This window comes from Mesorhizobium sp. M0244 (assembly GCF_040321795.1).
Lineage (GTDB): Bacteria > Pseudomonadota > Alphaproteobacteria > Rhizobiales > Rhizobiaceae > Mesorhizobium.
On record NZ_JAMYSE010000035.1, the window covers coordinates 33,315 to 55,414 of the forward strand.

General features: G+C 60.8%; 23 protein-coding genes and 3 pseudogenes. 16 read left to right on the plus strand and 10 right to left on the minus strand.

Annotated features, from left to right (window positions below; translation table 11 throughout):
* Positions 1 to 11: 11 nt before the first annotated feature.
* Positions 12 to 305, minus strand: a complete 294-nt coding sequence (locus NKJ08_RS20510) for a hypothetical protein (protein WP_352528565.1) — start codon at positions 303 to 305, stop codon at positions 12 to 14.
* Between the two features lie 134 nt (positions 306 to 439).
* On the opposite strand from NKJ08_RS20510, the pseudogene NKJ08_RS20515 reads away from it, so the two are divergent.
* From NKJ08_RS20515 to NKJ08_RS20535, 5 genes and pseudogenes are all read left to right on the plus strand, one after another.
* A pseudogene (locus NKJ08_RS20515) lies at positions 440 to 918 on the plus strand (site-specific integrase); the annotation flags it as partial.
* 489 nt (positions 919 to 1,407) lie between these two features.
* Positions 1,408 to 2,292: a hypothetical protein gene (locus tag NKJ08_RS20520; protein WP_352530799.1), complete on the plus strand. Its 885-nt coding sequence runs from the start codon at positions 1,408 to 1,410 to the stop codon at positions 2,290 to 2,292.
* A 109-nt stretch (positions 2,293 to 2,401) separates the two neighbouring features.
* Positions 2,402 to 2,806: a ribbon-helix-helix domain-containing protein gene (locus NKJ08_RS20525; RefSeq protein WP_352779908.1), complete on the plus strand. Its 405-nt coding sequence runs from the start codon at positions 2,402 to 2,404 to the stop codon at positions 2,804 to 2,806.
* Positions 2,697 to 2,978: pseudogene (locus tag NKJ08_RS20530) on the plus strand (type II toxin-antitoxin system RelE/ParE family toxin); the annotation flags it as partial. The gene NKJ08_RS20525 and the pseudogene NKJ08_RS20530, both read left to right, overlap by 110 nt.
* A gap of 50 nt (positions 2,979 to 3,028) precedes the next feature.
* Positions 3,029 to 3,163: a hypothetical protein gene (locus NKJ08_RS20535; RefSeq protein ID WP_352779906.1), complete on the plus strand. Its 135-nt coding sequence runs from the start codon at positions 3,029 to 3,031 to the stop codon at positions 3,161 to 3,163.
* Between the two features lie 140 nt (positions 3,164 to 3,303).
* Here NKJ08_RS20535 and NKJ08_RS20540 read toward each other — a convergent pair whose 3' ends face one another.
* Positions 3,304 to 3,645 carry a hypothetical protein gene (locus NKJ08_RS20540; protein ID WP_352530795.1) on the minus strand — a complete coding sequence of 114 codons (342 nt, stop codon included), beginning with the start codon at positions 3,643 to 3,645 and terminating at the stop codon, positions 3,304 to 3,306.
* Entirely contained in the window at positions 3,594 to 3,851 is a 258-nt protein-coding gene (locus NKJ08_RS20545) for a hypothetical protein (RefSeq protein WP_352530793.1), read from the minus strand. Before NKJ08_RS20545 ends, NKJ08_RS20540 begins: the two co-directional genes overlap by 52 nt.
* 366 nt (positions 3,852 to 4,217) lie before the next feature.
* On the opposite strand from NKJ08_RS20545, the gene NKJ08_RS20550 reads away from it, so the two are divergent.
* From NKJ08_RS20550 to NKJ08_RS20575, 6 genes are all read left to right on the plus strand, one after another.
* The gene (locus NKJ08_RS20550) at positions 4,218 to 4,400 is read left to right on the plus strand and encodes a DUF3606 domain-containing protein (protein ID WP_352782998.1); all 183 of its coding nucleotides are present in this window, start codon (positions 4,218 to 4,220) and stop codon (positions 4,398 to 4,400) included.
* Between the two features lie 123 nt (positions 4,401 to 4,523).
* A complete protein-coding gene (gene xth, locus NKJ08_RS20555) occupies positions 4,524 to 5,300 on the plus strand; it encodes an exodeoxyribonuclease III (RefSeq protein ID WP_352783000.1) in 777 nt (258 codons plus the stop codon).
* Positions 5,301 to 5,317: 17 nt separating this feature from the next.
* Complete coding sequence (locus NKJ08_RS20560) at positions 5,318 to 5,860, plus strand: inorganic diphosphatase (RefSeq protein WP_352783002.1); 543 nt, start codon at positions 5,318 to 5,320, stop codon at positions 5,858 to 5,860.
* Complete coding sequence (locus NKJ08_RS20565; protein WP_352783005.1) at positions 5,857 to 6,480, plus strand: cysteine hydrolase family protein; 624 nt, start codon at positions 5,857 to 5,859, stop codon at positions 6,478 to 6,480. Before NKJ08_RS20560 ends, NKJ08_RS20565 begins: the two co-directional genes overlap by 4 nt.
* Before the next feature lie 20 nt (positions 6,481 to 6,500).
* Positions 6,501 to 7,349: an NAD(+) synthase gene (gene nadE, locus NKJ08_RS20570; protein WP_352783007.1), complete on the plus strand. Its 849-nt coding sequence runs from the start codon at positions 6,501 to 6,503 to the stop codon at positions 7,347 to 7,349.
* A 1,304-nt stretch (positions 7,350 to 8,653) separates the two neighbouring features.
* A complete protein-coding gene (locus tag NKJ08_RS20575) occupies positions 8,654 to 8,860 on the plus strand; it encodes a hypothetical protein (RefSeq protein WP_352783009.1) in 207 nt (68 codons plus the stop codon).
* Between the two features lie 175 nt (positions 8,861 to 9,035).
* Here NKJ08_RS20575 and NKJ08_RS39045 read toward each other — a convergent pair.
* The 3 genes and pseudogenes from NKJ08_RS39045 to NKJ08_RS20590 all read right to left on the minus strand — a co-directional run bounded on the left by NKJ08_RS39045 (position 9,036) and on the right by NKJ08_RS20590 (position 10,598).
* Positions 9,036 to 9,656, minus strand: a pseudogene (locus NKJ08_RS39045) (SOS response-associated peptidase).
* 66 nt (positions 9,657 to 9,722) lie between these two features.
* A complete protein-coding gene (locus NKJ08_RS20585) occupies positions 9,723 to 9,905 on the minus strand; it encodes a hypothetical protein (RefSeq protein WP_352530781.1) in 183 nt (60 codons plus the stop codon).
* 381 nt (positions 9,906 to 10,286) lie between these two features.
* Positions 10,287 to 10,598, minus strand: coding sequence for a PilZ domain-containing protein (locus tag NKJ08_RS20590; protein WP_352783012.1), 312 nt, complete (start codon positions 10,596 to 10,598; stop codon positions 10,287 to 10,289).
* Positions 10,599 to 12,136: 1,538 nt separating this feature from the next.
* Between NKJ08_RS20590 and NKJ08_RS20595 the strand changes: the two genes are divergently transcribed.
* Entirely contained in the window at positions 12,137 to 12,271 is a 135-nt protein-coding gene (locus tag NKJ08_RS20595) for a hypothetical protein (RefSeq protein WP_352530777.1), read from the plus strand.
* 741 nt (positions 12,272 to 13,012) lie between these two features.
* A complete protein-coding gene (locus tag NKJ08_RS20600) occupies positions 13,013 to 13,438 on the plus strand; it encodes a YidB family protein (RefSeq protein WP_352783015.1) in 426 nt (141 codons plus the stop codon).
* 345 nt (positions 13,439 to 13,783) lie between these two features.
* Here the strand turns inward: NKJ08_RS20600 and NKJ08_RS20605 are convergent, their stop codons facing one another.
* Entirely contained in the window at positions 13,784 to 13,951 is a 168-nt protein-coding gene (locus tag NKJ08_RS20605; protein ID WP_352783018.1) for a KTSC domain-containing protein, read from the minus strand.
* A 231-nt stretch (positions 13,952 to 14,182) separates the two neighbouring features.
* Here NKJ08_RS20605 and NKJ08_RS39050 point away from each other — a divergent pair, with 231 nt between their 5' ends.
* Positions 14,183 to 14,374 (plus strand): transposase, encoded by a 192-nt coding sequence (locus NKJ08_RS39050; RefSeq protein WP_502906342.1) that lies wholly within the window; start codon positions 14,183 to 14,185, stop codon positions 14,372 to 14,374.
* Positions 14,375 to 14,544: 170 nt separating this feature from the next.
* Here the strand turns inward: NKJ08_RS39050 and NKJ08_RS20615 are convergent, their stop codons facing one another.
* From NKJ08_RS20615 to eglC, 3 genes are all read right to left on the minus strand, one after another.
* Positions 14,545 to 15,855, minus strand: coding sequence for an HlyD family type I secretion periplasmic adaptor subunit (locus NKJ08_RS20615; RefSeq protein WP_352783021.1), 1,311 nt, complete (start codon positions 15,853 to 15,855; stop codon positions 14,545 to 14,547).
* A complete protein-coding gene (locus NKJ08_RS20620) occupies positions 15,855 to 17,600 on the minus strand; it encodes a type I secretion system permease/ATPase (protein ID WP_352783023.1) in 1,746 nt (581 codons plus the stop codon). Before NKJ08_RS20620 ends, NKJ08_RS20615 begins: the two co-directional genes overlap by 1 nt.
* A gap of 103 nt (positions 17,601 to 17,703) precedes the next feature.
* Positions 17,704 to 19,095, minus strand: coding sequence for an endo-1,3-1,4-beta-glycanase EglC (gene eglC, locus NKJ08_RS20625; RefSeq protein WP_352783025.1), 1,392 nt, complete (start codon positions 19,093 to 19,095; stop codon positions 17,704 to 17,706).
* A gap of 334 nt (positions 19,096 to 19,429) precedes the next feature.
* Between eglC and NKJ08_RS20630 the strand changes: the two genes are divergently transcribed.
* Positions 19,430 to 20,512 carry a sensor histidine kinase gene (locus NKJ08_RS20630; RefSeq protein ID WP_352783028.1) on the plus strand — a complete coding sequence of 361 codons (1,083 nt, stop codon included), beginning with the start codon at positions 19,430 to 19,432 and terminating at the stop codon, positions 20,510 to 20,512.
* A gap of 469 nt (positions 20,513 to 20,981) precedes the next feature.
* A complete protein-coding gene (locus NKJ08_RS20635) occupies positions 20,982 to 22,091 on the plus strand; it encodes an OmpA family protein (RefSeq protein ID WP_352783030.1) in 1,110 nt (369 codons plus the stop codon).
* Positions 22,092 to 22,100: the final 9 nt, after the last annotated feature.

Consider the following 22,100-nt stretch of genomic DNA (forward strand, 5'->3'; position numbering starts at 1 on the left):
ATTCCATCGCGTCAGCGGTTCATCAGTAAAAAGCCCGCCGCAAAGCACGGACGGCGGGCCCTGAAAGGTTCGCCCAGATGCTGCGTCGGCGTTTCAATCGCACCTGCCTGAGCCCTCACGATCTGGCTATTTGCGGACGCGTGTTCGATCAGGTCTGCGCGGATGAGAATCTCGACCCTTTGGACCCCGATGCCGAAACCTTGGCGGTGATGGTTGTGGCCATTTTTCGAAATGTTCACACCAGCGAGCGCGAACTGCTGGAGGCGGTCAGGTCTCGTCGGCAAAAGGCTGCGGGAAGCGGGCATTGGTACATGTCGCCCAAAAGTGCGCAGCGATTTTAGTGCAACGAGATGGATAAAAGCAATAAACTAAGGCGCGTCGCATGAATCCCACGAGTGTTCACGGCGGTTCCAATCCCACTCCCTCCACTGGTTGAGATTTGCTTCGGGTGCAGGAGCGACGAGCTTGGAATGCAGGCAAGAAGGTTGGCGCGAAACGAGCGCTGAGGCCTCGGCAGATATGGGCCATCCGGTTCTTCCTTGATCGAGGATGGAGCGTTGTTCGATCTCGCGATCGACAGCAACTTGCGCGGCTGCGACCTCGTTAAGATTAAGATCGGCAGCCTGGTTGTTGGGCCGGAAATTCGAACGCGTGCGATTGTGATCCAGCAAAAGACCGGACGACCTGTTCAATCGAACTGATGGCGGATGCGGGCGCGAGCTTGTTTGCGTGGCTCGGACGGCGTAGCGGGACGATCGACGACTACGCATTTCCGTGTAGAATCGATCATTCAGCCCACATGAGCACAAGACAGTATGCCCGTTTGGTCGATGAGTGGGTTTGCCCGATTGGTCTTCGCCGCGCAGCACGGCAGGCATTCGCTTCGCTACCAAGGCTTCGATCATCTACAAGGCGACCGTTCACGGCGTTCAAGTTGAAGGTTGCGATGCGGGTCATCCGAGGTTCTCAACAACCCTTGGCGATTTGAGCATGGAAGGCTCAGATGTTGATCCTTGCATTATGCCGGCAATGGGGGAGTTGTCAGTCGTCTTTGTAGGGCTTGGCTCCTCGCCAATCTTTCGCCAGTCGTTTCCATACCGACGCACCAATTCTCGCGCCTGGGCTGGCGACAGATCGTGCGTCTCGGCGACATGTTTCACTTCCGCGTCCTGCCTTTTATGCCGCGAACGAGCTTTTATGGCCGCACGGCCGCAAGCCGCTCTCCCATCTGGTTTAGACATCGTTCATCCTCTCGGCTCTCCTTAACTGCGAGCGTGGGGAAAGTTTCACTGCGCGGACCTTGAGCATTGGACATCAGTTCAGGCGCCATATTCCGCGGAGCCTGTCAGACTGGTGAACTTTTTGGGCCGGCGCCGCGTTCCGTGCAGCGAACTCGATCGATGCACTATGACGGAATCCGACGCTCGTCCCGCGCCACAGAAACAGGAGGCACGTGGTGCTGAAGCCCGCTTTTCGTTCGATCGAATGGCGGTCGAGCGGTTTCAGCAAGCTTTTCCGCGTGCCAGATGGAGCGACGAGCGCAGGAGCTGGTTCGTACCCGGCAAGACGGCAGCTCGGCGGATCGATCGCTGGCTGGCGCAGGAGGCAGCGTTACGGGCGCCCCATGACGATAGCAAGGGACGCGATGCCTTCGCCTTCGACCCTATTTCGAGTCGGTATCTGGAGATCGTGGAGGACCTACGCATTCGCACGCCGTATTCGAGGACAGTGCTTGAAGAATTGCGCGCCGTTCCGTGGGCGAGTTGGGACGATGAGTTGCGGGCCTGGAAAGTTCCATTCCGCTCATATGAAGAGCTCCGGCGCCGATGGCCAAGCATCGAAAAGGCTGCGCAGCATGCCGAACCGGAGGAAAGGAAACGGCGACGTGCGGCCGCCAGGAACACCGAAGCATATAAAGCCGCACAAAAGCGGGCTGCTGAACGCCGGCGTCATCGCTATCCGTTGCCAGCTCAAGATCTACCTACCCTGGGCCGCGCAGTCGCAACCGAGCAGTACGGGATTGTCGTCTTCGATGAAATTTCCGGTGAACTGGTTGAGCTATCCGACGCAGCCGCCTTCTATCCCCACGCAATGCCTCCGAACGGCGACTTCGTTTGGGGCAGGTGGCGTTCGGCTACGCTGGCCGAGCTTGTGAGCGCATGGCCCGCTCGGGTTGCCGCCGGGCCAACCGAACGCTTCAGGGGCTGGTGGAGGCCGACGCTTGCCGAACTTAGAGTTGCCCGTCGAAAAGCCCGCAGTCGGGAGCGTAGCAGGCGAAGTCGCGAGCGATAGATGCGGCGCTCACATCCGGCGTTAGGGCGGCCGCAACACACGGACTCTTCGGTCGGGCGATGACACTGTCATGCCATGTGCTTTAGGGGGAGGAAGGAAAGGGCAGACTATGAGAACCAGCAAACCCATCACCGTGACCCTGGGCAAGCAGCAGCAGAGCGTTGACGTGCGGCTGGCGTCGGGCGCCTACGACTCCGCCAGTGAAGTCATACGCGTGGCGTTTTGCGCCCTCGATCGCGAGGAGCAGGCCGTGAACGAGGTGCTGCGGGCCCGCATCCGGGCGTCCATTGATGACCCGCGCCCTAGCCTGACGGCAGACGAAGCGGAAGCGGAAATGGCCCGCTTCATGCCAGCGAGAGCAAAGCGCCGCGCGGTGCGGCGCGCTAACGCACCGGCCGCAGGCCCTTGCCGACCTGCAGGGGGTTTACCGCGTCATTGCCGAGGCCAGCCAGAGCGATGCCGTGGCGGCTGGCTATGTGCAGCGGATAATGGCGCGCTGCCGCAAAATCGGTGACGCGCCGAACGGCGGCCGGCCGCGCGATGACCTGGAGCCGGGGCTGCGCACCCTTCCGTTCGAACCTACGGCCATCATTGCCTATCGCTTGACCGACAGCGTCGAGATCACCAACGTGTTTTACGGCGGCCGCGACTACGAGGCCCTGTACCATGCCGGCGAAGCCGACTGACAGCGCACGTGGTCAGGTGCCGGCCGCTGAAGCCGGCTCGAGCGTCGACGATGCGGATCCACACCCGTCTCGTTGAGGCCATGCAGCGTGCCAGCCTTAGCGACCCCCGGCCGGGCGTGCCGATCGGCGAGCCGATCGCCCGCCTGCCGGCCCGTCTCCGCGCCATGACACCTCCGAAAACCTGATCCTAACCGTCCTAACAATATCCTCGGGAGTGTGGGGCCAGACAGCCGCCCACGGGGTAGCTCACCGCCACGGCCGGCGCAGGAGCCGCCAGCTGAAGTAGAGCAGGGCCAGCACCCACAGCACGGCCGAGGCCAGCCAGCTAACTGGTGAGCGTGACGGTCAGGCCGGCGAGCGTCAGCGCCAATGCGCCGAGCGCGGCGAGGAGGTCCCGGAACCCGTTGCCAAACCGCGCCGACAGGCGCGTGAACCGGCCCATGTCCGCCGTGGATGTCGACAGCTTCAGAACATCCGCCGTGACGCGGCAGCCTTGCGCCTTGGCGACGATGCCGAGGTCGGCGGCGGCGGTGCGCAGGGTGGCCAACGGGGCAGGGCGCAGCACGCCCTTGAGCGTGGCGCGGGCGGCGGCGAGATCGCCGGCCGTGGCGAGGGTCACCGTGGCGCGCAGCGCCTCGCCATCGACGGCGTCGCCGGCGAGCCGCACCAATTCGCCGCGCAGCGGCTTCGACAGCCGGCCGCCCTTGCTGGCGCCTTGAGAACCGTGGCGCCGACGCGTGCCGGCGTGGTGGCGCCGAGGGTGGTCACCGTGGCGACCGTGATGGTGAGCCCGATGGCGGCGAGGCCGAGGATGACCGGATCATAGGCGGCGCCGTCGAGATAGGCGCGGCCTTCGTGAATCAGGTCGCGCACGTCGCCGATGCCGGGCGCATCCGTGACCAGGGCGCCAGCCAGGCCAGCGGGGGTTGTCGCGTCGCCGGTGGCGGCGCCGTGCCAGGTATCCCTGGCGACCCGGCCGTGGTCGGTGGCCTGCGCCGCCGCGACGCGTCGCGCAGGCTGGCGGGCAGGGGGTGTGCAGCTGGTCGGCCAAGTCGACCAGGCTGGCGGCGAGCTCGGGGTCGTCGTCGGTGAGCGCCTGGTCGACTGAGGGCCTCGAATATATGGGCTGATTCAACAAACCCTGCCTGGATTCGGTTCCATGGCCCGCGCGTCGAAGGATTGAACCGGAAGAGTCCGGCTGCGTTGTTGGGACTGGAACGGTAATCCTCGGAGGAAGAAATGGCAAACACTGGAACAACACGTGGACGCAATCAGGACCGTGCCAGGGTCGCTGGTGGGCAGGATCATGAAATGAAGTACGAGGCGGGCAAAACCGGCGCCAGCAAAGCTAACGTCAAATCGGCGGTGAAGTCGGTCAGCAACAGTCGCAAGAAGGTCGAAGACGAGCTGGGCAAGAAGTGAGCCTCGGCCGCACAGGATGCCGGCGAAGTTGGCGATACCAAGAGCTGGGGGCTCAGCGCAGCGGGATAGGTCACGCCGCCCTGCGCGCCAGTTGCCGCCAGTATCTCATGAGGGGGCATGCACATGACCCGCATCGCCACCTTCAATGTGAACGGCGTCAACGGCCGGCTGCCTGTGCTCCTGAAGTGGTTGCGCGAAACCGACTGCGACATCGTTTGCCTTCAGGAACTGAAAACGTCCGACGCGAAGTTCCCTGCCGATGCGATCAGAGAGGCGGGTTACGGTGCCATCTGGCACGGTCAGAAATCCTATAACGGTGTGGCAATCCTCGCTCGCGGAATCGAGCCGGTGGAACGCCGACGCGGCCTGCCTGGCGATCCTGACGATACGCACAGCCGCTATATCGAGGCCGAGGTGGATGGGGTCGTCGTGGGCTGTCTCTACCTGCCCAATGGCAATCCAGCGCCTGGCCTAAAGTTCGACTACAAGCTGCGCTGGTTCGATCGTCTCATCAGCTACGGCCAGCATTTGCTTGAAGTTGGGGCACCAAGCGTTCTTTGCGGCGACTATAACGTCGTTCCAACCCCGATCGACGCCGTGGTGCCGAGGCGATGGCTGGGCGATGCGGTCTATTTCCCGGAAAGCCGGCAAGCCTATGCCAAAATGCTCGAAGGTGGCTGGATCGATGCCGTGCGGCGCATCCATCCAGAGAAGGGCATCTACACCTATTGGAATTTCTCCTACCGGGGCGGCTACGATCGGAGTTCCGGCCTGCGCATGGACCATCTCCTGGTCAGCCCCTCTCTTTCCGACCGGCTGCGCAGTGCCGGCGTGGATGTCGAGCTTCGCGGCTGGGAGAAGCCAAGCGACCATGCGCCGGCCTGGATCGAGCTCAATTGAACCACGAGGAACACGAGATGGTCGAACCGGATTATCCCGAAATGAACGAGTCAATCGACAATATCTCTCTCTACGTGGCCGGCGGCTACAACTTTGCGGTTGAGACACCCCGAGGAAGCCAGACGCAGAACGCTCGCGATGCTGAGACGGGAGTGTTGCGAGCCAAGAAACTGCTCGCTGTGGGGTTCGCGTTCCCATTTTCGTTCGGCTTCCTCGGTTCGACGCAAGCTGACGAAGGCGATCCACTGAAGGTGTTGCTGCCGACGGATGCCGATCTAGCGATAGGCTCACTGCTGCGGTGCCGCGTCCTCGGGGGGACCGCGACGCAGAAGTCGAGCGTGGGACCCGCTAAACGCAACAACCGCCTGATGGCAGTGCCGCTCCTGCTGCACCAGGATGATCCACCATATGAATTCGTCGACATGCCACCGGACAAGGTCAATGACGTTGAGGACTTTTTCGTCGCCTGCCAAGCCGCCGTTGGCAAGGCAGCGAAGATCGTGGGTCATCTGGACAAGTCCGAGGCGCAGAGCATTGTCAGGGAAGCGGTCCGGCCTTGACGAAATTAGACGAAGGCCTGAGGTTTGGACCGCTTCGTGAGCGCTGGGTTCACCTCTGTGTCGACATGCAACGGATGTTTGCCGAGGCGACGGAATGGCACACGCCGTGGATGGAGCGTGTATTGCCCAATGTCGTCGCCCTCGTCGAACTTGACCCGGCGCGGACGATCTTCACCCGGTTTATTCCCCCTCAATCTCCCGATGACGTCGGCGGCGCCTGGCGACGGTACTATCAAAAGTGGGAGACAATGACCCGCGATCGGCTTGATCCTCAGCTGATCGGTCTTGTTCCAGAACTGGCGCGGTTCGTGCCGCCCGCCTTGCTGGAGGACAAACCCGTCATGTCCGCTTGGCACGGGTCACTGCATGCTCGCCTGCGGTCTGCGGGCATTGATTCACTTATCGTGTCGGGCGCGGAGACGGAGGTTTGCGTGCTCGCCTCTGTGATGGGAGCGATCGATCTCGGCTACCGGGTGGTCATCGTCGCCGACGCGGTATGTTCGGGAGCTGACTCGACCCACGATGCCATGCTCGCGATCTACGAGAGCCGCTACGGCATGCAGGTCGAGACGGTGACCACCGCCGACCTCCTGGCCGCGCGGCTGGACGGAATGTTGTGACATCAGGAGGACCTCTGGGCATGACAGAACAGGAAATGATTATCGACGCGTTGGGCGTCACTCCGAGTTTTGATGTCGCGCTGGAAGGGCGCCGGCGCATGGACCTTCTCAGCACCTATCTGCGTGAATCGGGCCTCAGTACCTATGTGCTGGGGAGCAGCGGCGGAGTGGATTCACTCGCCGCGGCCCTTCTGGCTCAACGCGCCGTCGAGGAACTGCGAATGATGGGGTACGATGCCAGATTCCTGGCCGTTCGTCTCCCGTACGGCATCCAGGCGGACGAACATGACGCCCAGTGGGCTTTGGACACCATAGGGGCGGATGAAGTGCACCGGGTCGACATCAAGCCGGCTGCCGACGCGATGCTGGATTCGATCAAGCTGGCTGGTCTCGAGCTCGGTGATGCTGGCCGCGAGGATTTCTTGCTTGGTAACATCAAGGCGCGTCAGCGCATGATCGCCCAGTTCGCGCTCGCAGGTGTCACCCGAGGGCTGGTCATCGGCACCGACCATGCGGCTGAGGCATTGATGGGCTTCTTCACCAAGTTCGGCGACGGTGCCGCCGACATTCTTCCGCTTTCCGGGTTGAACAAGCGCAGGGTTCGCGCCTTGGCAGCGCATCTGGGCGCTCCGTCTGAACTTATTGACAAGATCCCGACCGCCGATCTGGAGAACCTCGTTCCGCTTCGCCCGGACGAAGATGCATATGGTGTCACGTACGATCAGATCGACGACTTCCTCGAAGGCCGAGAGATCGACGAAGCGGCGCGCACGCGCATACTTCATGTGCATTCCAGCACAGCGCATAAGCGAGCGCTTCCGGTCACAGCCATTGCCGTGACTAATTCGCCATTACCGCATCGCCAATAATTGTCTCACGACACACGGCCGACGTGCTCGCCGCAGCCCACCGCGTAGCGAGGCGAAGGCATGTTCGTCGCTCACAGCCAGCGATGCCCTTATGATTATCGCCGGTGCGAGGAGTCCACAAACTCCGAGGCGGGCGCCAAAAGCTGTTAGCTTCATGTCGGGCCGATCGCCGAGCCGAGTCATTCCACGCGAGAATGATCTGACGGCCGCCGCTTCCCAGAAGCTCAGTGCGGCGCGCTCCGGCAAGAAGTACCGATAGCCTTTTGTGGTCATCCAACGCCCGCGCCAGGTCGGCTGCAGCGTCGAATGGTCGTGTCCAGGATCGAAGACGTCAGCGCCTCGTCGGCGACATCCTGATCAGGTAGCGGCTTAAGCATGGCAACGACCAGCCTTGAACGAGGGGGTACCGCAAAGCGCTAGGTCTATACAGAAGCCCGCACCAGACAAGCACCACCAATTTCAGCACAGCCGCGCCGCGGAAGCGGCGACAACAAGGAAGGCGTACAAAGCCACGACGATGAAATTCCGTAAGACGGACGAAGGTCATTCATTGACGGAGCCAGTTCGTGACCCCGAGACGGTTCAACAGGGCGGCCTAACAAGCGGACGCGGGACTGACCACCCCCGCGAGGAGTTTACCAGCTGGATTAGCGCTATCAAAGGCGAACTCCAGGATCGCAGCGAAGCATCGACGCTGCTCGTGAAACGCAACGCGTTTCGGCTCGAAAAGGAAGTTGGGCTCCGATCCTCAACGGCAGGCCGCGAATTGGCAATGTCCGTCGAGGCGCGCCGTGCGTCCCGATATGCGGGACACCTGCACGCTTCAGGACGCGTCGCCATCCTTGGTGATAGGTGTTCGCCGCATCGACTTTGCTGGATCGAAGATGGAGGGGCAGACGAGCTTTAAATCGACGCCGGAGCCGTCAAGATACGGAAGAGTGATCGCGACCGCACCGAGGGGATCCGGCTAGCTGGCGGCACGAAGCCCACGATGAGGATCGCGCCGTCTCGTTCGCTATCGCGCGGCGGCGCCGAGACATATTATCGACGGTTCGAAACTTGGAGGCCCTGGAACGCCCTGGGGTGGTGTTCGTCCCGGAGAACGGAGGTGGGGCCTGCGTGAGGCTCAAGACATCCCCTTCGCCCGCCCCCAAACCTGCCCGACGGCTAAGCCGGCATCATCAAAAACCATGAGATGTAGGCGCGACTGCAGAGTGCATCATTTAATCGATTGACTCGCGGAATGCCCCGGCAGTTAATCTTCCCGGCAGGGCAAAAGAGGGGCCACGAACTGGGAGCAAACGATGACTGTGCAAAAAGAACAAGACTATCGAACCAACAGAGCCGACTATGCCATTGCTGCGACGCATAGCCGAGCGACCGCTGAAGGCGATCGCCACGATCTACTGGCAAGAAGAAGATCGCTGTGGCTAAAAGATCGGCGAACTGCAAATTTGGCTGCAAACCCGTCGGAAAGCTCGCCAGAACCGAAGGCCAAACCGCGCGGTTAGTGAATCGAGCGCCAGCCACTTCGTTCTGCTATCGTCAAGCGCGCCCCTGCATTCAGCGCCACGGGTGCGAGCATCTCAACTGCGGTAAGGATGCAGGATGGGGGTTCGCCAAGCCGAGGCAGCCGCCTCATTGGTTCTGTTTGAACATCGCGACGACGGTGAGCGCTTCCTGTGACTAAACGTCGAACAGGTCTTTTGGCCCGACGCCGATCTCGTCGATGATGTCGGGATTGTTGCGCGGGCTGCCGACCTTGCTGTCGATCGGCCACATCGGAAGGGTAAGGCTTCAACAGGTCGCGAGATCCTGTTCAGGGCCGAGCCAGCGCATATAGTCGGCCGGCGCCAGGATGACCGGCTTGCGGTCTGGATGGTGGCCATCAGGGAGTTCGGCTCGCAGGCGACGATGCAGGAGGTGCGGACCAGCTCGCCCGTTGCCCTGTCGCCATACTCTTCCCAGATGCCGGCAAGCGCGAACGGCTCGCCCGACCTCATGGCGATGGCATAGGGCTGCTTCTTCTTGTCGGACGGGTCGAGCTTACGCCATTCGAAATAGGCCTTCTTGAACAGGGCATTGGTGGCGATGGTCTCGCCCGCGCATTGACGCGCGGCGGGCCTCCGCTGCCGTCGCGCGCCCAGCCGGGCACAAGGGGCCCGCGCGCGCGGTGCCGGTCATCAGTTCCTCGCGCGTGAGGATCGAGTAGGTCAGGCTTGGCGCGCGGTTCCAGACCGGGAAGCTGTTGTCCAGCCGGGCGATATCGCCTGCACGGGCGAACTCGAAGGGGCGTTTGACGAGTATATTGTGCCGGGTCGCGTCGCCCTGGGTGTGTGGTTTGGGTCGTGCTGCTTTGGGCCAACCGCGCAGCTAGGCTGCCTTCTTAAGCTCCGCCACCTGAACGCCCAGCCGGAACGCCTGACCATCTGCAAACGAGCGCGCGTAGCTCTCAGATGTAAAAGGGACGGTGGTCGTGGTGCCATTGACCGTCACGCGAACCGACCACTCTTTGTCTCTGACGATTTCAACGGCATGTCGCTCATGCGGAGCCATACATTCCTCCCAGAATCTTGCGTTGAGGATGGGGAGGATAGCGTCGCAAAACTCGTTTGCATGCAAATAATCCGACACCGCGATGTCGAAATGTCAAAACAGCGCACAGCTACGCGAACTTAAGTCGATGTCGTCGCCTTGAGCTGTTCAAGGTGTTTCTTGGCGAAGTTGAAAAATACGGTGGCAGTCTCTTCAGCCGTCCAGCCTTGCTCGATGCAAGAGGACACAAGAGCCGTGAAAGCGGTTTCAAGGACGACTGCGCAGTTCACGTCCCTGTCCGGGCTGTCCTCGGAGAGAATGGGCGGTGCAATTTGTGCTGTTTGGCACATGAAAAATAATTGGCGAGTGCCAGAAAAGTTCTGACTTTCATCTTGCCGTCGGTCAGCCGTAGTGAAGTTTCGGTTTCGGCTCGGTGCCGGTGAATTTGACGCCGATGCGGTCGTTGCGACGCCAGCGAACCTCCGATCGATAGGCAACTCCATCGACCGACACGTAGAGCAAGAAGCGATCGGGAACCCGGGCTTCGGGCGCGACCTTCAGCTCGGCGCCCCCCTCATGCTGATTGCGCAAGGTGCAGCTGATCTCGGAATTCTGGATCCCGGTGATGATCGTCCCGCCCTTTAGCACACGTTGGCGGCGCTCGCGCCGATGCTCGTCGGAATTCTCATCAAGTGGGTTCGCGGTGTTTGCCATCGATAATATGTCAGATCATCTGAATTCACCCCTAGGTATAACCGAACACAGGCGCACAGCAATGGATGGGTCATGTTGCCCTGTTACGTGACACAGGGCATGCTCGGGTGAAATCTGTCGGGTCGCGCAGAAATAGGCAATGATCTAGCAAAGGTCCCGCGTTGCCGACGTGTCGATCAACACGGTTTCCAAGCTTCTGGTCGACGCCGACCTAAATGCTGATCTACCGGCAGACAGGCCCCCCGTAGCCGTCGAACTCCACCTCGTGAATCCAGGCGTCGCCCTCGGGCGGCTTCTCGACCAGGGTCGGCATCAAGGCTCAATGAACTCCAGCCGGCCGGTGCCGGCGCCTTGCCCACCTACGCACGGAACCCGAGTCTGGATCGTGAGATCCGGCGGCCAGGGCAACGAAACATAATCAGCTTACTAAATTAGCAATGATGCATGAGATGGCCTATAACTCGCCCAGCCGGCGAACGACCCAATTGCCCGCTAGTTAGGCCCGGCGGCCGATGGTAACCCCGATTGGCTGTCGGGCCGTTCCTCTCAAACCGCCACTGGCTCGCGCTCGATGGATCGGCTACTCGCGATTATCGAAAGCCACGAACAGGTCAAGGGCCGCGGCGACTTCGAGGATAGCCTCGGTTAGATGGTCGTCGCATACTGTCAAATCAGGCGCAGACTGCCGAACGTGGTATAATGCGGCTTTGACGGAGACGGTGTCCCCCCGGTCCGCCCTGTTGACGATTGCGGCAATCGCCTGTTCTAGAACTGGACCGACCCTTTGGATGATACTCATCCACCTCCCGCCGGGAACGCTAGGGTCAATAATAACGTGTTCGAGGCCGGGATGCAACCGGTGAGCGAAATCGCGACTATAGAGCCTCACCACCGAGCGTTTCCGCGGCCGCTGTCCCATAAGCGGGGGGAAGAGACTCCCGCACGTCGTGGTGGGCGCTGGTGCGGGCGCTGCGCGGCCCTCTGAACGACCCGCCTATCTGCTGCCGAAGAGCTTGAAAGCGCCCCCGGTCGCGTCGCAGATATATCGTGCGCCGATCTGCAAGTCATGCTGCGTGCGCTGCATTGATGCTTAGAAACGTCTCCGGCGTGCCGCTGGAGCCCGCGACGAGGACGCTCTCAACTCCATCGCGGAGAAATAAATATTGGACGGTTGGACCTCATTCAGGTTGTGCTGCGCGAGTGGCTCGAAACCAACGTTATCTGCCAGTCCGAGCGACTGATGAGGAAAGCGAGACGAACGGCAGCGCGTAGGCCGCGACCGACCTGTATGTAGAAGACCCGCCGCTGCATTTGCGAAGCGACGGGCCTCTACCCCATTCCCCCACACCTGACCATGCAATTGCGATGCCAGACGTATTGACCCATTGCAGGGCACCTTTGAGGCAGCACGGCGTGTTCACGGTTGAATGTCGACTTTTGCCTCAACATACTTCGGCCGGAGCGCTTGCTCGTCTTGAGGGTTGAGATGCTGGAGATGCAGGCGTGGTCAAGAAACGGTCTATTGCCGAAACTTTGCGATGAACCTCTGTCCAATTGATGAGGATCCGAAGGGCGTCGCCGATGGCGGTCACCTGGACCAGCTGCAAGAGGTCGATGCCCTGGTGGGCCTCGCCAAAGAAATGGCCGACCGGCAACTGCGCCGGGCTTTCTAACCCGGTAGTTGAAATCGATGGCTCCATGCAAGACCGTGACGAGGCAAAGGACTGAGGGTGTCAACACCTCCTTGCGAAGGGGATGAAAATGGGTTTAGCCAAAGACTTGTCTAATGTTGCGCTCACATTCAATTGTCCGGATTGCTCGCATCCGGCAGTAAGGAAAGGCTCTGCACTAAGAGCGATCGCGCACTTCAGATGCCACGGGTGCAACGCCAAGGTGCGGATCACTTATCAGCAGAAGCTAGCAATCTTCGAAAAGCACAGGCTATCGGCCGCCCAGGGGGCGTTGTGACAACTCAATCTGCTTTGCGGTAAGCCTAGGCGGCTTCGCCGAAGGGTCATGCGCGGCATGGCCGGTGTCACCCTAATCCTGATCCCAGAAGTCCAGCAGCGAAGCGTTGCGTAGACCTCTTCGCCGCACAGATGCTTTACGGGGCCAATCAGCCCCGGCTTGAACCATTGGGGGGCTGGGCGCTTCATGCCCTTTGGCGGCGGCCCGGCATGAATAAGGGTGTCGCTCGCAATCGGTGACGGAATGTAGAAAGCCCGCGCCTCCGGAGAGACGACGCGAGCTGCGACCCGACTCTGCGGAGGCACGGATGCTGAAGTCTAGCCAGAATCGGGCCGAGAAGCCGCAATCGTCCGGCTAAAACCGAACCGAATATCGGCCCAGCAGCACAACCGTGGAACCTTTCCAAGCCGCCTGCCTTGTCCCTTCCTCATAGAAGGAGATGCGAAATGAGCCTTGATATAGGAAAGGTCGCCATAGCGTTGCTGGGCCTGCTTGCCTACAAGAATAAGGACAAGATTGGCGAGTTGATCGCTGGTAGGAAATCGACAGATCCCAACGCTAGCGCTGGCTCCCCTGGCGGCCTCGGCGACATCCTGGACCGTCTCAGAAATGCGGGTGCGGGCGATCAGGTAGATTCTTGGGTAGGAAAAGGATCCAACCGGCCCGTTCAGCGCGACCAGATTGAGAAAGCAATTGACCCGCAAACGTTGAGCGATTTGGCTGAGCAAACCGGATTGTCCCATGAAGAACTTCTCGACCGGCTCACAAGAGAATTGCCCGAGGCGGTAGACAAGCTTACGCCCGACGGGCAGATGCCCGCGGGCAACGGTCCAAATCTCTTGGACGAGGTACCAGGAGCTGGTCGTACTTAGCGCCACTGCGACAAAGCAGGCTGAAAATAGGAAGCCCGTGTCCCCCAGGGGACGCCGGCTTCGGGGACACCGAGCTGGCAGCAATCGTGTGAGGGGTAGTTGCTGGCCTTCACCGCGAGGCGGTGTTCCACGGTCGATCACAAAAAGTCCCGCCGCACATGCCTTGGACGGCGGGACCGATCGAGCGCCTTTGCACCAGGCAGGGGGGATGCGGGGGTGGGCTTGCCCGGTGCGCGCGGACCGTCCGGGAACCTTAGGGCGCATCACCGGCAATGCGTCCACCAACCGACGGTTGGAGCGACAAGGACAAATTCGGTCACCGGCAGGTCGGATCATCCTGGGTCGCTATCGCTCGCAACCAGACGGTACCGGATGGTTGCGGGATGTGGTCGCGGCAAAGGTTTCCGGCGGCACGCCCTCAGACTCGTATAATTTGCCGCTGGCCACGAACCACACCGAGAGGATTTTACTGTCCGGATCGTATTCTGTTTTGCGTATCGAGGTGGAGGGCATGACGGCGGCTCGATCGAAAAGCAATCAATGAGCGGAGAGGCCGTCGCGTTCCTTATGACTGCAGGTGTGTAAGGCACCAGCTCAATTCGGAGCGCCGCCGGCGAGAAGATGTCGATAGCGTTCGTCATCATCCGGTGGGCGCGCGCAAGATCGGCCCGACGTGGCGCGTCGGCGGGCGCAGTGGTCGCCGCCCCATGCTCATCGACGGGCCGATCAATGGCTTCCGCCTCTATGTCGAGAAGGTGCTCTTGCCCACCCTCAAGCCGGGCGACATCCTCGTCAACGACAATTCCGTCTCACACGAGGGGCAAGGCCGTCCGGCACGCCGTCAACAAAGCCGGCGCCAAGCTCTTCTTCCTGCCGAAATGCTCGCCAGACCTGAATCCGATCGAGATGCTCTTGCCAAACTCATGCACCTGCTGAGAAAGGCCGCCAGACGCACCACCCACGCCGTCTGCAGCGCCATTGGCAAAATCCACGACGCTCTCAGATCAAGGAATGCGCCAACTATTTCACCGAGGTCGAGTATGCCCCAACTTAAAATCCTCACGCTCTAAGCACGGCATGGGTTATGCCGAGCCGCGCACGCGAACTCAGTCCTCCCTGAATGCCCGACGGATTTGATCTGCCAGAGGTTTTACGAGGTAAGACAGCATTGTGCGGCTGCCGGTCGAGAAGAACACCTCGACAGGCATACCGGGCGACAAGGTCAGGCCCTTCAGCCTCGCAAGCTCTGCACGGGGCAGGCTGACACGCACGGTATAGAAGGCCGCACCGCTTCGTTCATCGATGCTCAGATCGGGGGAGATCTCACTGACTACACCATTCAGCTCTGGCGTTGTCCGCTGGTTGAAGGCCGAAAATCGCAAGGTTGCGCTCTGCCTTGGCATCAGCTGATCGATGTCCTGCGGAGCCACACGTGCTTCGACGGTCAGGTCGTCTGTCACAGGGACAATCTGCATGATGAGCTCTCCCGCAGATATGACGCCACCGACCGTGTGCACGCCGAGCTGATGGACGACGCCAGTCTGCGGGCTGCGTATATCGATCCGCTTGAGCTGATCCTCGGCCGAGACCTTTTGCTCGACCAACTCCGAGAGCTTTGCCTGGACGTCACGGAGCTCGGTTGCCACCTCGCTGCGCAAATCCTGGTCGATCTGAATGATCTGCAAACGGATTTCGGATGTATGACCCTTCGATTGCGCGATGGACGCAGTCAGCTTCCCATGTTCGCCGTCAAGCCGGACTGCGTCACGCTCAAGCGTCGTTATGCGATCGATTGAAACCAGCTTGCGTTCCCAGAGTTTGCGCATGCCGTCGAGTTCAAGCCCGATCAACTTGATTTCCTGGCTTTTAGCAGCCCTTTGCTCGGTCAGGCCGGAAACTTCTTCGCTGAGCTGAGCAATGCGCTCTCTCAACTGGGCCTTCTGGCCAGCGCGTGCCTGGCGACGAAATTCGAACAAGGATAGCTCGCCGGCCATCGCACGCCGGATCTCAGGATCGTCCTGCCGCAACGTCAGCGAAGATGGAAAGGCGATGGCGTCGGTGCCATCGCGCTCGGCTTCGAGGCGGGCCAGACGGGCCTCGAATTCGTCCAGGCTCTTGGTGACGATGGCTAAATCGGCCCGGGTCACGGTTTCATCGAGACGGATCAAAACCTGGCCCGCCTGCACGGCGTCGCCTTCTCGCACGAGGATCTGACCGACCACGCCACCCGTTGGATGCTGCACCTTTTTAACGCTGGAATCGACGACCAGCCTTCCCGAAGCAATGACGGCTCCAGAAAGCTCCGTGACCGCGGCCAGGCTTCCGGCCCCACCAACCAGGAGCATGCAGACCGCGACACCGCCGAACAGATAGCGTCGAATGGTCCGATCGATCGCGGATGCCGTGTGTTGCGTCATCAGTGTGTCGCCTCCTCAGGGCCGGAGACGACCTTCAGGGGAACGCTGCCCGAACGGGTTACCTTGCTCAAGACCTCATTCTTGGGGCCAAACGCCTGGACACGGCCGTTGGCCATGACGAGTACCTGATCCAGGCTTGCAAGCGCGCTCGGCCGATGTGCCACCACCACAGCAATGCCGCCTCGCGCCCGCACGCCCTCAATTGCCGCCGCCAGCGCGGCCTCCCCTTCGGAATCGAGGTTGGAATTAGGCTCGTCCAGGATGACGAGGAACGGATCGCCATAGAGGGCCCGAGCGAGCGCAACCCGCTGTCTCTGGCCCGCCGAAAGCGCCGACCCGGCCTCGCCGATCCGCGTTTCGTAGCCTTCCGGCAGATGGACGACAAGGTCATGAACGCCGGCCGCGCGCGCAGCCGCCAGTATCTTGTCCGACGAGGCTTGAGGTTCGAAGCGTGCGATGTTCTCGGCAATGGTGCCATCGAACAGTTGCACATCCTGCGGCAGATAGCCGACATGGTTGCCCAGTTCTTGCGGCGACCACTGGTCGAGCGTTGCTCCGTCCAGCCTGACGGTCCCACGGGTTGGAAGCCATATCCCGGCCATTGCTCGGACAAGCGACGATTTTCCGGACGCGCTCGGTCCGACGATGCCAAGGCCGGCACCCTTCTCCAGCGCGAACCCGACATCCTGCACAACCACACGACGCTCGCCGGGTGGGGTGACGCTAATGCTTTCTACGGCAAGAGCAGATACAGGTGCCGACAGCGAGACACTCGTGGCAGTTTCGGGAAGCATGGCCAAAAGCTGGCTCAGCCGGGTCCATGCCTGGCGAGCACTGACGAAACCCTTCCAGTGGGCGATGGCCAGTTCGACCGGTGCGAGCGCCCGGCTCATCATAATCGAACTGGCGATCATAATACCGGCTGTCGCTTCTTGATGAATGACCAGATAGGCGCCGATCGCCAGTATACCCGACTGCAGCATCATGCGCAGGATCTTCGAGATCGTCCCGAGCGTCCCAGCCAGGTCGCTGGCTCTTGCGTTCGTGTTGAGAAAATCGGCGTTGACGCTTGACCAGCGCTCGGCGATGCGCGCGCCAAAGCCCATCGCCTGCAGGACCTCTGCGTTGCGACGCGTCGCTTCCGCAAGCGTATTGCGCGCTGCCGCCTGGCTGTTTGCCCTCTTCGCAGGCTCCCTCGTGCGAACTTCGGCAAGCAGAGTCAGGCTAGAGAGAAGGATGGCGCCTGCCAGCGCCGTCATGCCGATCCAGACATGGAACAGGAAGCAAATTGCCAGATACAGCGGCATCCACGGCAGGTCGAAAAGCGCAGTCGGACCAGTGCTCGACAGAAACGAACGCACCTGGTCAAGATCCCGCAACGACTGAAGGCCGTCGCCTGGGAGCTTGGTGAGCAACGGCAAACGCATAAGGGCGGTATAGACTTGCCCACTCAATCGCGCGTCCAAAGCCATCCCGATGCGCACGAGCAACCGCGACCGGATAAGCTCAAGAACGCCTTGGAAAATGAACAGCATGCCGGTAAATACGGCAAGCCCGACAAGCGTCGGCACACTGCGGCCGGTGATGACCCGATCATAGACCTGCAGCATGAAGAACGAGCCGGTCAGCGCCAGAACATTGACGACGCCGCTCATCAGGGCAATTCCAGCGAACGCGCGGCGGAAAGAAGCCAAAACCGCAGCGAGGGTTGGTCGCGGCCGCTCGGACGAATGGGAATGCGACATCGCCTTCACATCGGTTCCAGTTCGGTCCCAGGCGCAAGAATCGTGCCCGAAATCGGGCTCGATGACAACGTCTCCATACCGCCGCCACCGTCAGGTGTTGCGCCTAGATATGCCAATCGTTCAGCGCGTACGCGTGGACGTAGTCGATCTGCATTTCTGCAGGTGTCGCAAGCCCGTCGGCAGGCGCTCCCGCGAGCCCACCGACCGCCAGGTCGACCAGCATATACATGGGATCGTGCATATCGGAAGGCGTTGCGGCACGAGCAACTTCGACGTCGTCGAAATACCAGACGAGTTCGTCTTCTGTCCACAGCACTCCGTAGGTGTGGAACCCTTCGGTATCCGCGGCATAGGCCGTCGAGGACACTGTCGTATGCGTTCCCGTCTCGTTGGAGTGGCTTGTCAGAATGAGCTTGTTTGGATCCTGACCGAGCATTTCCACGACGTCCAGTTCCGGTGGCCAGGAGCCGTCAGCCGGCAGAAGCCAGAAGGCCGGCCATACACCTTGTTTTTCGGGCATGTCAGCCCGAATTTCGAAATAGCCGTAGGTTTGTGCGAAGGACTCATAGGTCGTCAGCAAACCTGACGTGTATTTGTAATCGTTTATGTAGGGCTGGATTGCCGCGGGAGCCCGGGCGGCAGTAATCGTGAGAACACCGTCCTCAACGCTGAACGGGTTGACCGAACTCGTCGGGGCGTAGTTGGTGTCGATATACCATTGAAGCTCCTTGTTGCTCGTGAGCGAACTGCCGTTCGCGGCACCCCACCAGAAGTTCGAGTCCCAGGTGCCGCTCGAGCCATTCCACAGGTCGAGCGTGTTGAACTCGTCCGAGAAGGTGAGTTCCAGATGCGACCTGTCCAGGGCCAGATCGAACTGGCCTGGGGTGAACTGGTCGATGGTCTTATTGGCGAAAACGAGAAACTCGTCATCGGACAGGTTAAGTTGGACGTTCGCTCCCGACTGGACCATGTTGGCGTGCACATCCTCGAAGGAGGTGAAGCCGTAACTCCCGACACGCACGGTATCGTCGGCGCCAAAGTCGAGAATCAGGTCACTGCCGTTGCCGGGGGTCACGACGAAAATGTCCGCCCCGGGTCCGCCCTTGAGAACGTCATCGCCCTGTAACCCGTCGAGCGTCTGTTGGCCGGAGCCGCCGGCAACGATGTTGTTTAGCTCGTTTCCGAAAGCATAGTGTTTGTCGCCGGTGACCGTCAGGTTCTCGAAATTCGCTGGCAGCTTGTAGCTCATCCAGGTCGAGATGGTGTCGACACCCTCGTTGGGTAGCTCGACCGCCTTGTTTTTGGAGGAATACAGATAATAGATGTCATCGCCCTTGCCGCCGTACATCGTGACGGTGACGCTACCGTCGGCGTACATTGAGTCGTTGTAGATGCTGCCATAAAGTGTGGGGCCGGAGTTCGTCGCCGAATACCACTTTACCGAGGACCCGCTGTAGGCGAGTGGAACACCCTTGGCGTTCAGTACGTTGGCCATTTGGGTCCTCTCCTTTTTCTCGCCTCGAAATCGGGCCTAACACCTATTGAGAGCAAAAGGAGCCAGTACCATTTAGCTTTCGAGTTTAGAGAGTTACCAAAAGGTTAATATGCAGCGGAGCCACTTGCCCGGGGCCGCCTCACCCCTTCAAGGGCTCTAGAAGTGGCAGCCGGCGCTTGCCGCTCTCCTTCGGCCGGTCGCAATGTTAGACGTATGGCCGTTGCGCCCGACGCAAGGCTTGTTGTCAGGTGCATGACGCGGTGCGTGAAATGCAGCCTTGGCGATGGCGGGCGCGCTGCATTGTTGATATCGTACGCACAGAACAGGCGCGCAAATGACATCTGATTCAGAGAAGGCCGAAGCGGTCGAGCAGTTGCTTGATACACCTGACCTTGCAACCGCACTGGAAAGCGAACAGTTCAAAAAATTCCTTGACCAGGTGCCGATCGCCATAGCCGTTTCGGACCTTGCCGCTGAGGAGCGTGTGGTCTACGCCAATCCGGAATTCGAGAAACTCTCAGGCCTGACGGCCGCCAGGCTCACGCGAGAAAACTGGGCGGCCCTTTTGGGCATAGGCCTCCATCAGCAAAAGGACAGGCCGCTTGCCGAGGCCGTGGCCGAGGGAACCGATTTGGTCGGCACCTTCTGGCTGGAGCGCAACGAGGACAAGCCGGTGATCGTCGACGTTTATTCCAACGTGATCGAAGACGACAACGGCAAGGTGTGCTTCCGGCTGGTGGCGCTGGTCGACGTATCCGCCCATGGCGAGGCGGGAGATGAGCGCTCGGCGGAGGAGCGTGTCAGCGAGAAAGACACGCTGCTGCGCGAACTGCAGCACCGGGTGAAGAACAACCTGCAGATGATCACTGCGCTGATCCGGCTGGAAAGCCGCAACGCGACCGAGGCCGACCGGAGACGGTTTGAGCGGCTCGCCGGTCGCGTCGACGCTCTGGCGATCCTCTACCAGACGCTAACGGCCGACGAGCCGAAGGAGGAGGTCGATCTTGGCGTCTATCTCAGCCAGATCGCGTCCGCGGTGATGAGTTCGCACGCAGTCGAGGGGATCCGCCTGGATATGAAGGTGGATACATATCCCGTGTCAATAAACGTCGCCATGCCGGCGGGACTGGTCGTGAACGAACTGCTGACCAATTCACTGAAGCATGCGTTCCGGGGACGCGACGGCGGCACGATAACGCTGCACAGCATCGTCAATGGCGACGGCTGCCGGGTTATAGTGGCGGACGACGGAATCGGCCTGCCGGAAGGCGAGACGTGGCCCAAGCCAGGCAAGCTCGGAGCGCTGATCGCGCGCTCGCTGACCGAGAACGCCAAGGCGCAGTTCGCAGTCGACTCTAGCGCCAGCAAAGGGACGAAGGTGACCATCATCTTCAAACGATCGGCGGCAGCAAGCTGAAAAATTGCCATCGAACATACCAGGCTGGCAGCTGGCTTCATGCCGCGGCCTTGGGCAGGTGCCTGGCCCGGACGCCCTTGAAACGGCCTCCTTCATACGGTCGAAATCTTCCATCGAAGAGCCGGCAGGTACGTCCGCGGGGCAAGCAGGATGAAGTATGCGGGCGTTTCGCTCGGTTGGGCTAGTTTTAGCGTGACCGGCCTTAAAAACAGCTGGCAGGTGGCGCTCTGCCGTAGTGAATATGCTCCAACAAGCTACAATATCCGCCAACAAGGCTGCTGCGGAGGCAGTGTTCGTGCATCACCATTTTGCTGGGCTTCCGCAGCTCGGGCCTGAGCCGAATTTACACCCTTGCGCTCAAGTGGACAGATACTCGCCAAGCGGGGGCAAGTGTTCTATGGTCTCTGGTGGCATCGGATAGTGCAAGGTATCGATGCTCAGTCTGTCGCTTTAGGCAGGGGAGGGGGCCATGTTCGAAGTCGTTGCATCCTGCAGGAAAGCGGGGCCAGGAAGCTGGTTCGCCACAAATATCCTCGGCTTCATCGTCGCGCTGTCGGTGTTGTTTTTACCCGGACTGGAAAGCGCGAATGCACAGACGAACTGGACACTCGATCCGGCCGCCTCGGTGCTCACCTATCAGTCGGTCAAGAAGAACACGATCGTTGAAACCAACAAGATCAGGAACATCGCCGGCACTCTTTCTTCGACGGGTGAGGCCAATATCAAGCTTGACCTCAACTCCGTCGATACCGGTGTCGACCTTCGCAACGTCCGCATGCGGTTCCTTTTCTTTGAGACATTCAAGTATCCGACCGCAGAACTGACCGCAAAGGTGGATCCTGCGGCGTTTGCCGAGCTTGCGACGAAGCGAAGGGTCAAGGCAGTGCTACCATTCCGCCTCAACCTGCATGGGGTCGACAAGGATCTTGAGGCCAATGTCGTGGTGACCATGATCAGCGACAGCATGGTCTCCGTCGCTTCGGAAGCGCCCGTCGCCGTGCATGTCGAGGATTTCGGACTGCTGCCGAATGTCGACAAGCTGCAACAGGCCGCCAATGTGACCAACATTGTTCCAGCCGCTTCGGTCTCGTTCGATTTCGTGTTCAACGCCGATGGCACCAAGCCCGCGGCCGTCCAGACCGTCGCGGCAAGCGCCGCCGACGTCGGGCCCGTTGCCACCGATGCCGCGAAGGCGAACTTCAGCGACGAGGAGTGCCTCAACCGGTTCGCGGTGCTCTCTCGCACCGGAGCCATCTATTTTCGGACGGCGAGCGCACGGCTCGACAGCCAAAGCCGTCCGCTGCTGGCTGAGGTCGTTGGCGTAGTCGGCAAGTGCCCAGGCCTGAAGGTGGAGGTTTCCGGCCACACCGATTCCGATGGGTCGCCAGCCGCCAACAAGCTCCTGTCGGAGCGCAGGGCCAAGGCAGTTGCTGATGCCATTGTTGCCGCCGGGATTGCTCGCACGCAGATCACGGCGACCGGTTACGGCGAGGAGCGGCCAGTTACCGCCAACGACACGCCGAAGAACAAGGCGCTCAATCGGCGGATTGAGTTTTCCGCCACCAAGCTCCTCAACTGAGGAAGGGCC

What these genes read in the sequence shown, in the direction of transcription:
- NKJ08_RS20585 (WP_352530781.1), bottom strand. Translation starts at nt 9,905, where the DNA reads ATGGCTCCGCATGAGCGACATGCCGTTGAAATCGTCAGAGACAAAGAG.
- NKJ08_RS20620 (WP_352783023.1), bottom strand. Translation starts at nt 17,600, where the DNA reads ATGTCGCATTCCCATTCGTCCGAGCGGCCGCGACCAACCCTCGCTGCG.
- NKJ08_RS20550 (WP_352782998.1), top strand. Translation starts at nt 4,218, where the DNA reads ATGGCAAACACTGGAACAACACGTGGACGCAATCAGGACCGTGCCAGG.
- nadE (WP_352783007.1), top strand. Translation starts at nt 6,501, where the DNA reads ATGACAGAACAGGAAATGATTATCGACGCGTTGGGCGTCACTCCGAGT.
- NKJ08_RS20575 (WP_352783009.1), top strand. Translation starts at nt 8,654, where the DNA reads ATGACTGTGCAAAAAGAACAAGACTATCGAACCAACAGAGCCGACTAT.
- NKJ08_RS20595 (WP_352530777.1), top strand. Translation starts at nt 12,137, where the DNA reads ATGAACCTCTGTCCAATTGATGAGGATCCGAAGGGCGTCGCCGATGGC.
- NKJ08_RS20615 (WP_352783021.1), bottom strand. Translation starts at nt 15,855, where the DNA reads ATGACGCAACACACGGCATCCGCGATCGATCGGACCATTCGACGCTAT.
- NKJ08_RS20560 (WP_352783002.1), top strand. Translation starts at nt 5,318, where the DNA reads ATGGTCGAACCGGATTATCCCGAAATGAACGAGTCAATCGACAATATC.
- NKJ08_RS20630 (WP_352783028.1), top strand. Translation starts at nt 19,430, where the DNA reads ATGACATCTGATTCAGAGAAGGCCGAAGCGGTCGAGCAGTTGCTTGAT.
- NKJ08_RS39050 (WP_502906342.1), top strand. Translation starts at nt 14,183, where the DNA reads ATGTCGAGAAGGTGCTCTTGCCCACCCTCAAGCCGGGCGACATCCTCG.
- NKJ08_RS20590 (WP_352783012.1), bottom strand. Translation starts at nt 10,598, where the DNA reads ATGGCAAACACCGCGAACCCACTTGATGAGAATTCCGACGAGCATCGG.
- eglC (WP_352783025.1), bottom strand. Translation starts at nt 19,095, where the DNA reads ATGGCCAACGTACTGAACGCCAAGGGTGTTCCACTCGCCTACAGCGGG.
- NKJ08_RS20535 (WP_352779906.1), top strand. Translation starts at nt 3,029, where the DNA reads ATGCGGATCCACACCCGTCTCGTTGAGGCCATGCAGCGTGCCAGCCTT.
- xth (WP_352783000.1), top strand. Translation starts at nt 4,524, where the DNA reads ATGACCCGCATCGCCACCTTCAATGTGAACGGCGTCAACGGCCGGCTG.
- NKJ08_RS20525 (WP_352779908.1), top strand. Translation starts at nt 2,402, where the DNA reads ATGAGAACCAGCAAACCCATCACCGTGACCCTGGGCAAGCAGCAGCAG.
- NKJ08_RS20635 (WP_352783030.1), top strand. Translation starts at nt 20,982, where the DNA reads ATGTTCGAAGTCGTTGCATCCTGCAGGAAAGCGGGGCCAGGAAGCTGG.
- NKJ08_RS20605 (WP_352783018.1), bottom strand. Translation starts at nt 13,951, where the DNA reads ATGCCCTCCACCTCGATACGCAAAACAGAATACGATCCGGACAGTAAA.
- NKJ08_RS20520 (WP_352530799.1), top strand. Translation starts at nt 1,408, where the DNA reads ATGACGGAATCCGACGCTCGTCCCGCGCCACAGAAACAGGAGGCACGT.
- NKJ08_RS20510 (WP_352528565.1), bottom strand. Translation starts at nt 305, where the DNA reads ATGCCCGCTTCCCGCAGCCTTTTGCCGACGAGACCTGACCGCCTCCAG.
- NKJ08_RS20600 (WP_352783015.1), top strand. Translation starts at nt 13,013, where the DNA reads ATGAGCCTTGATATAGGAAAGGTCGCCATAGCGTTGCTGGGCCTGCTT.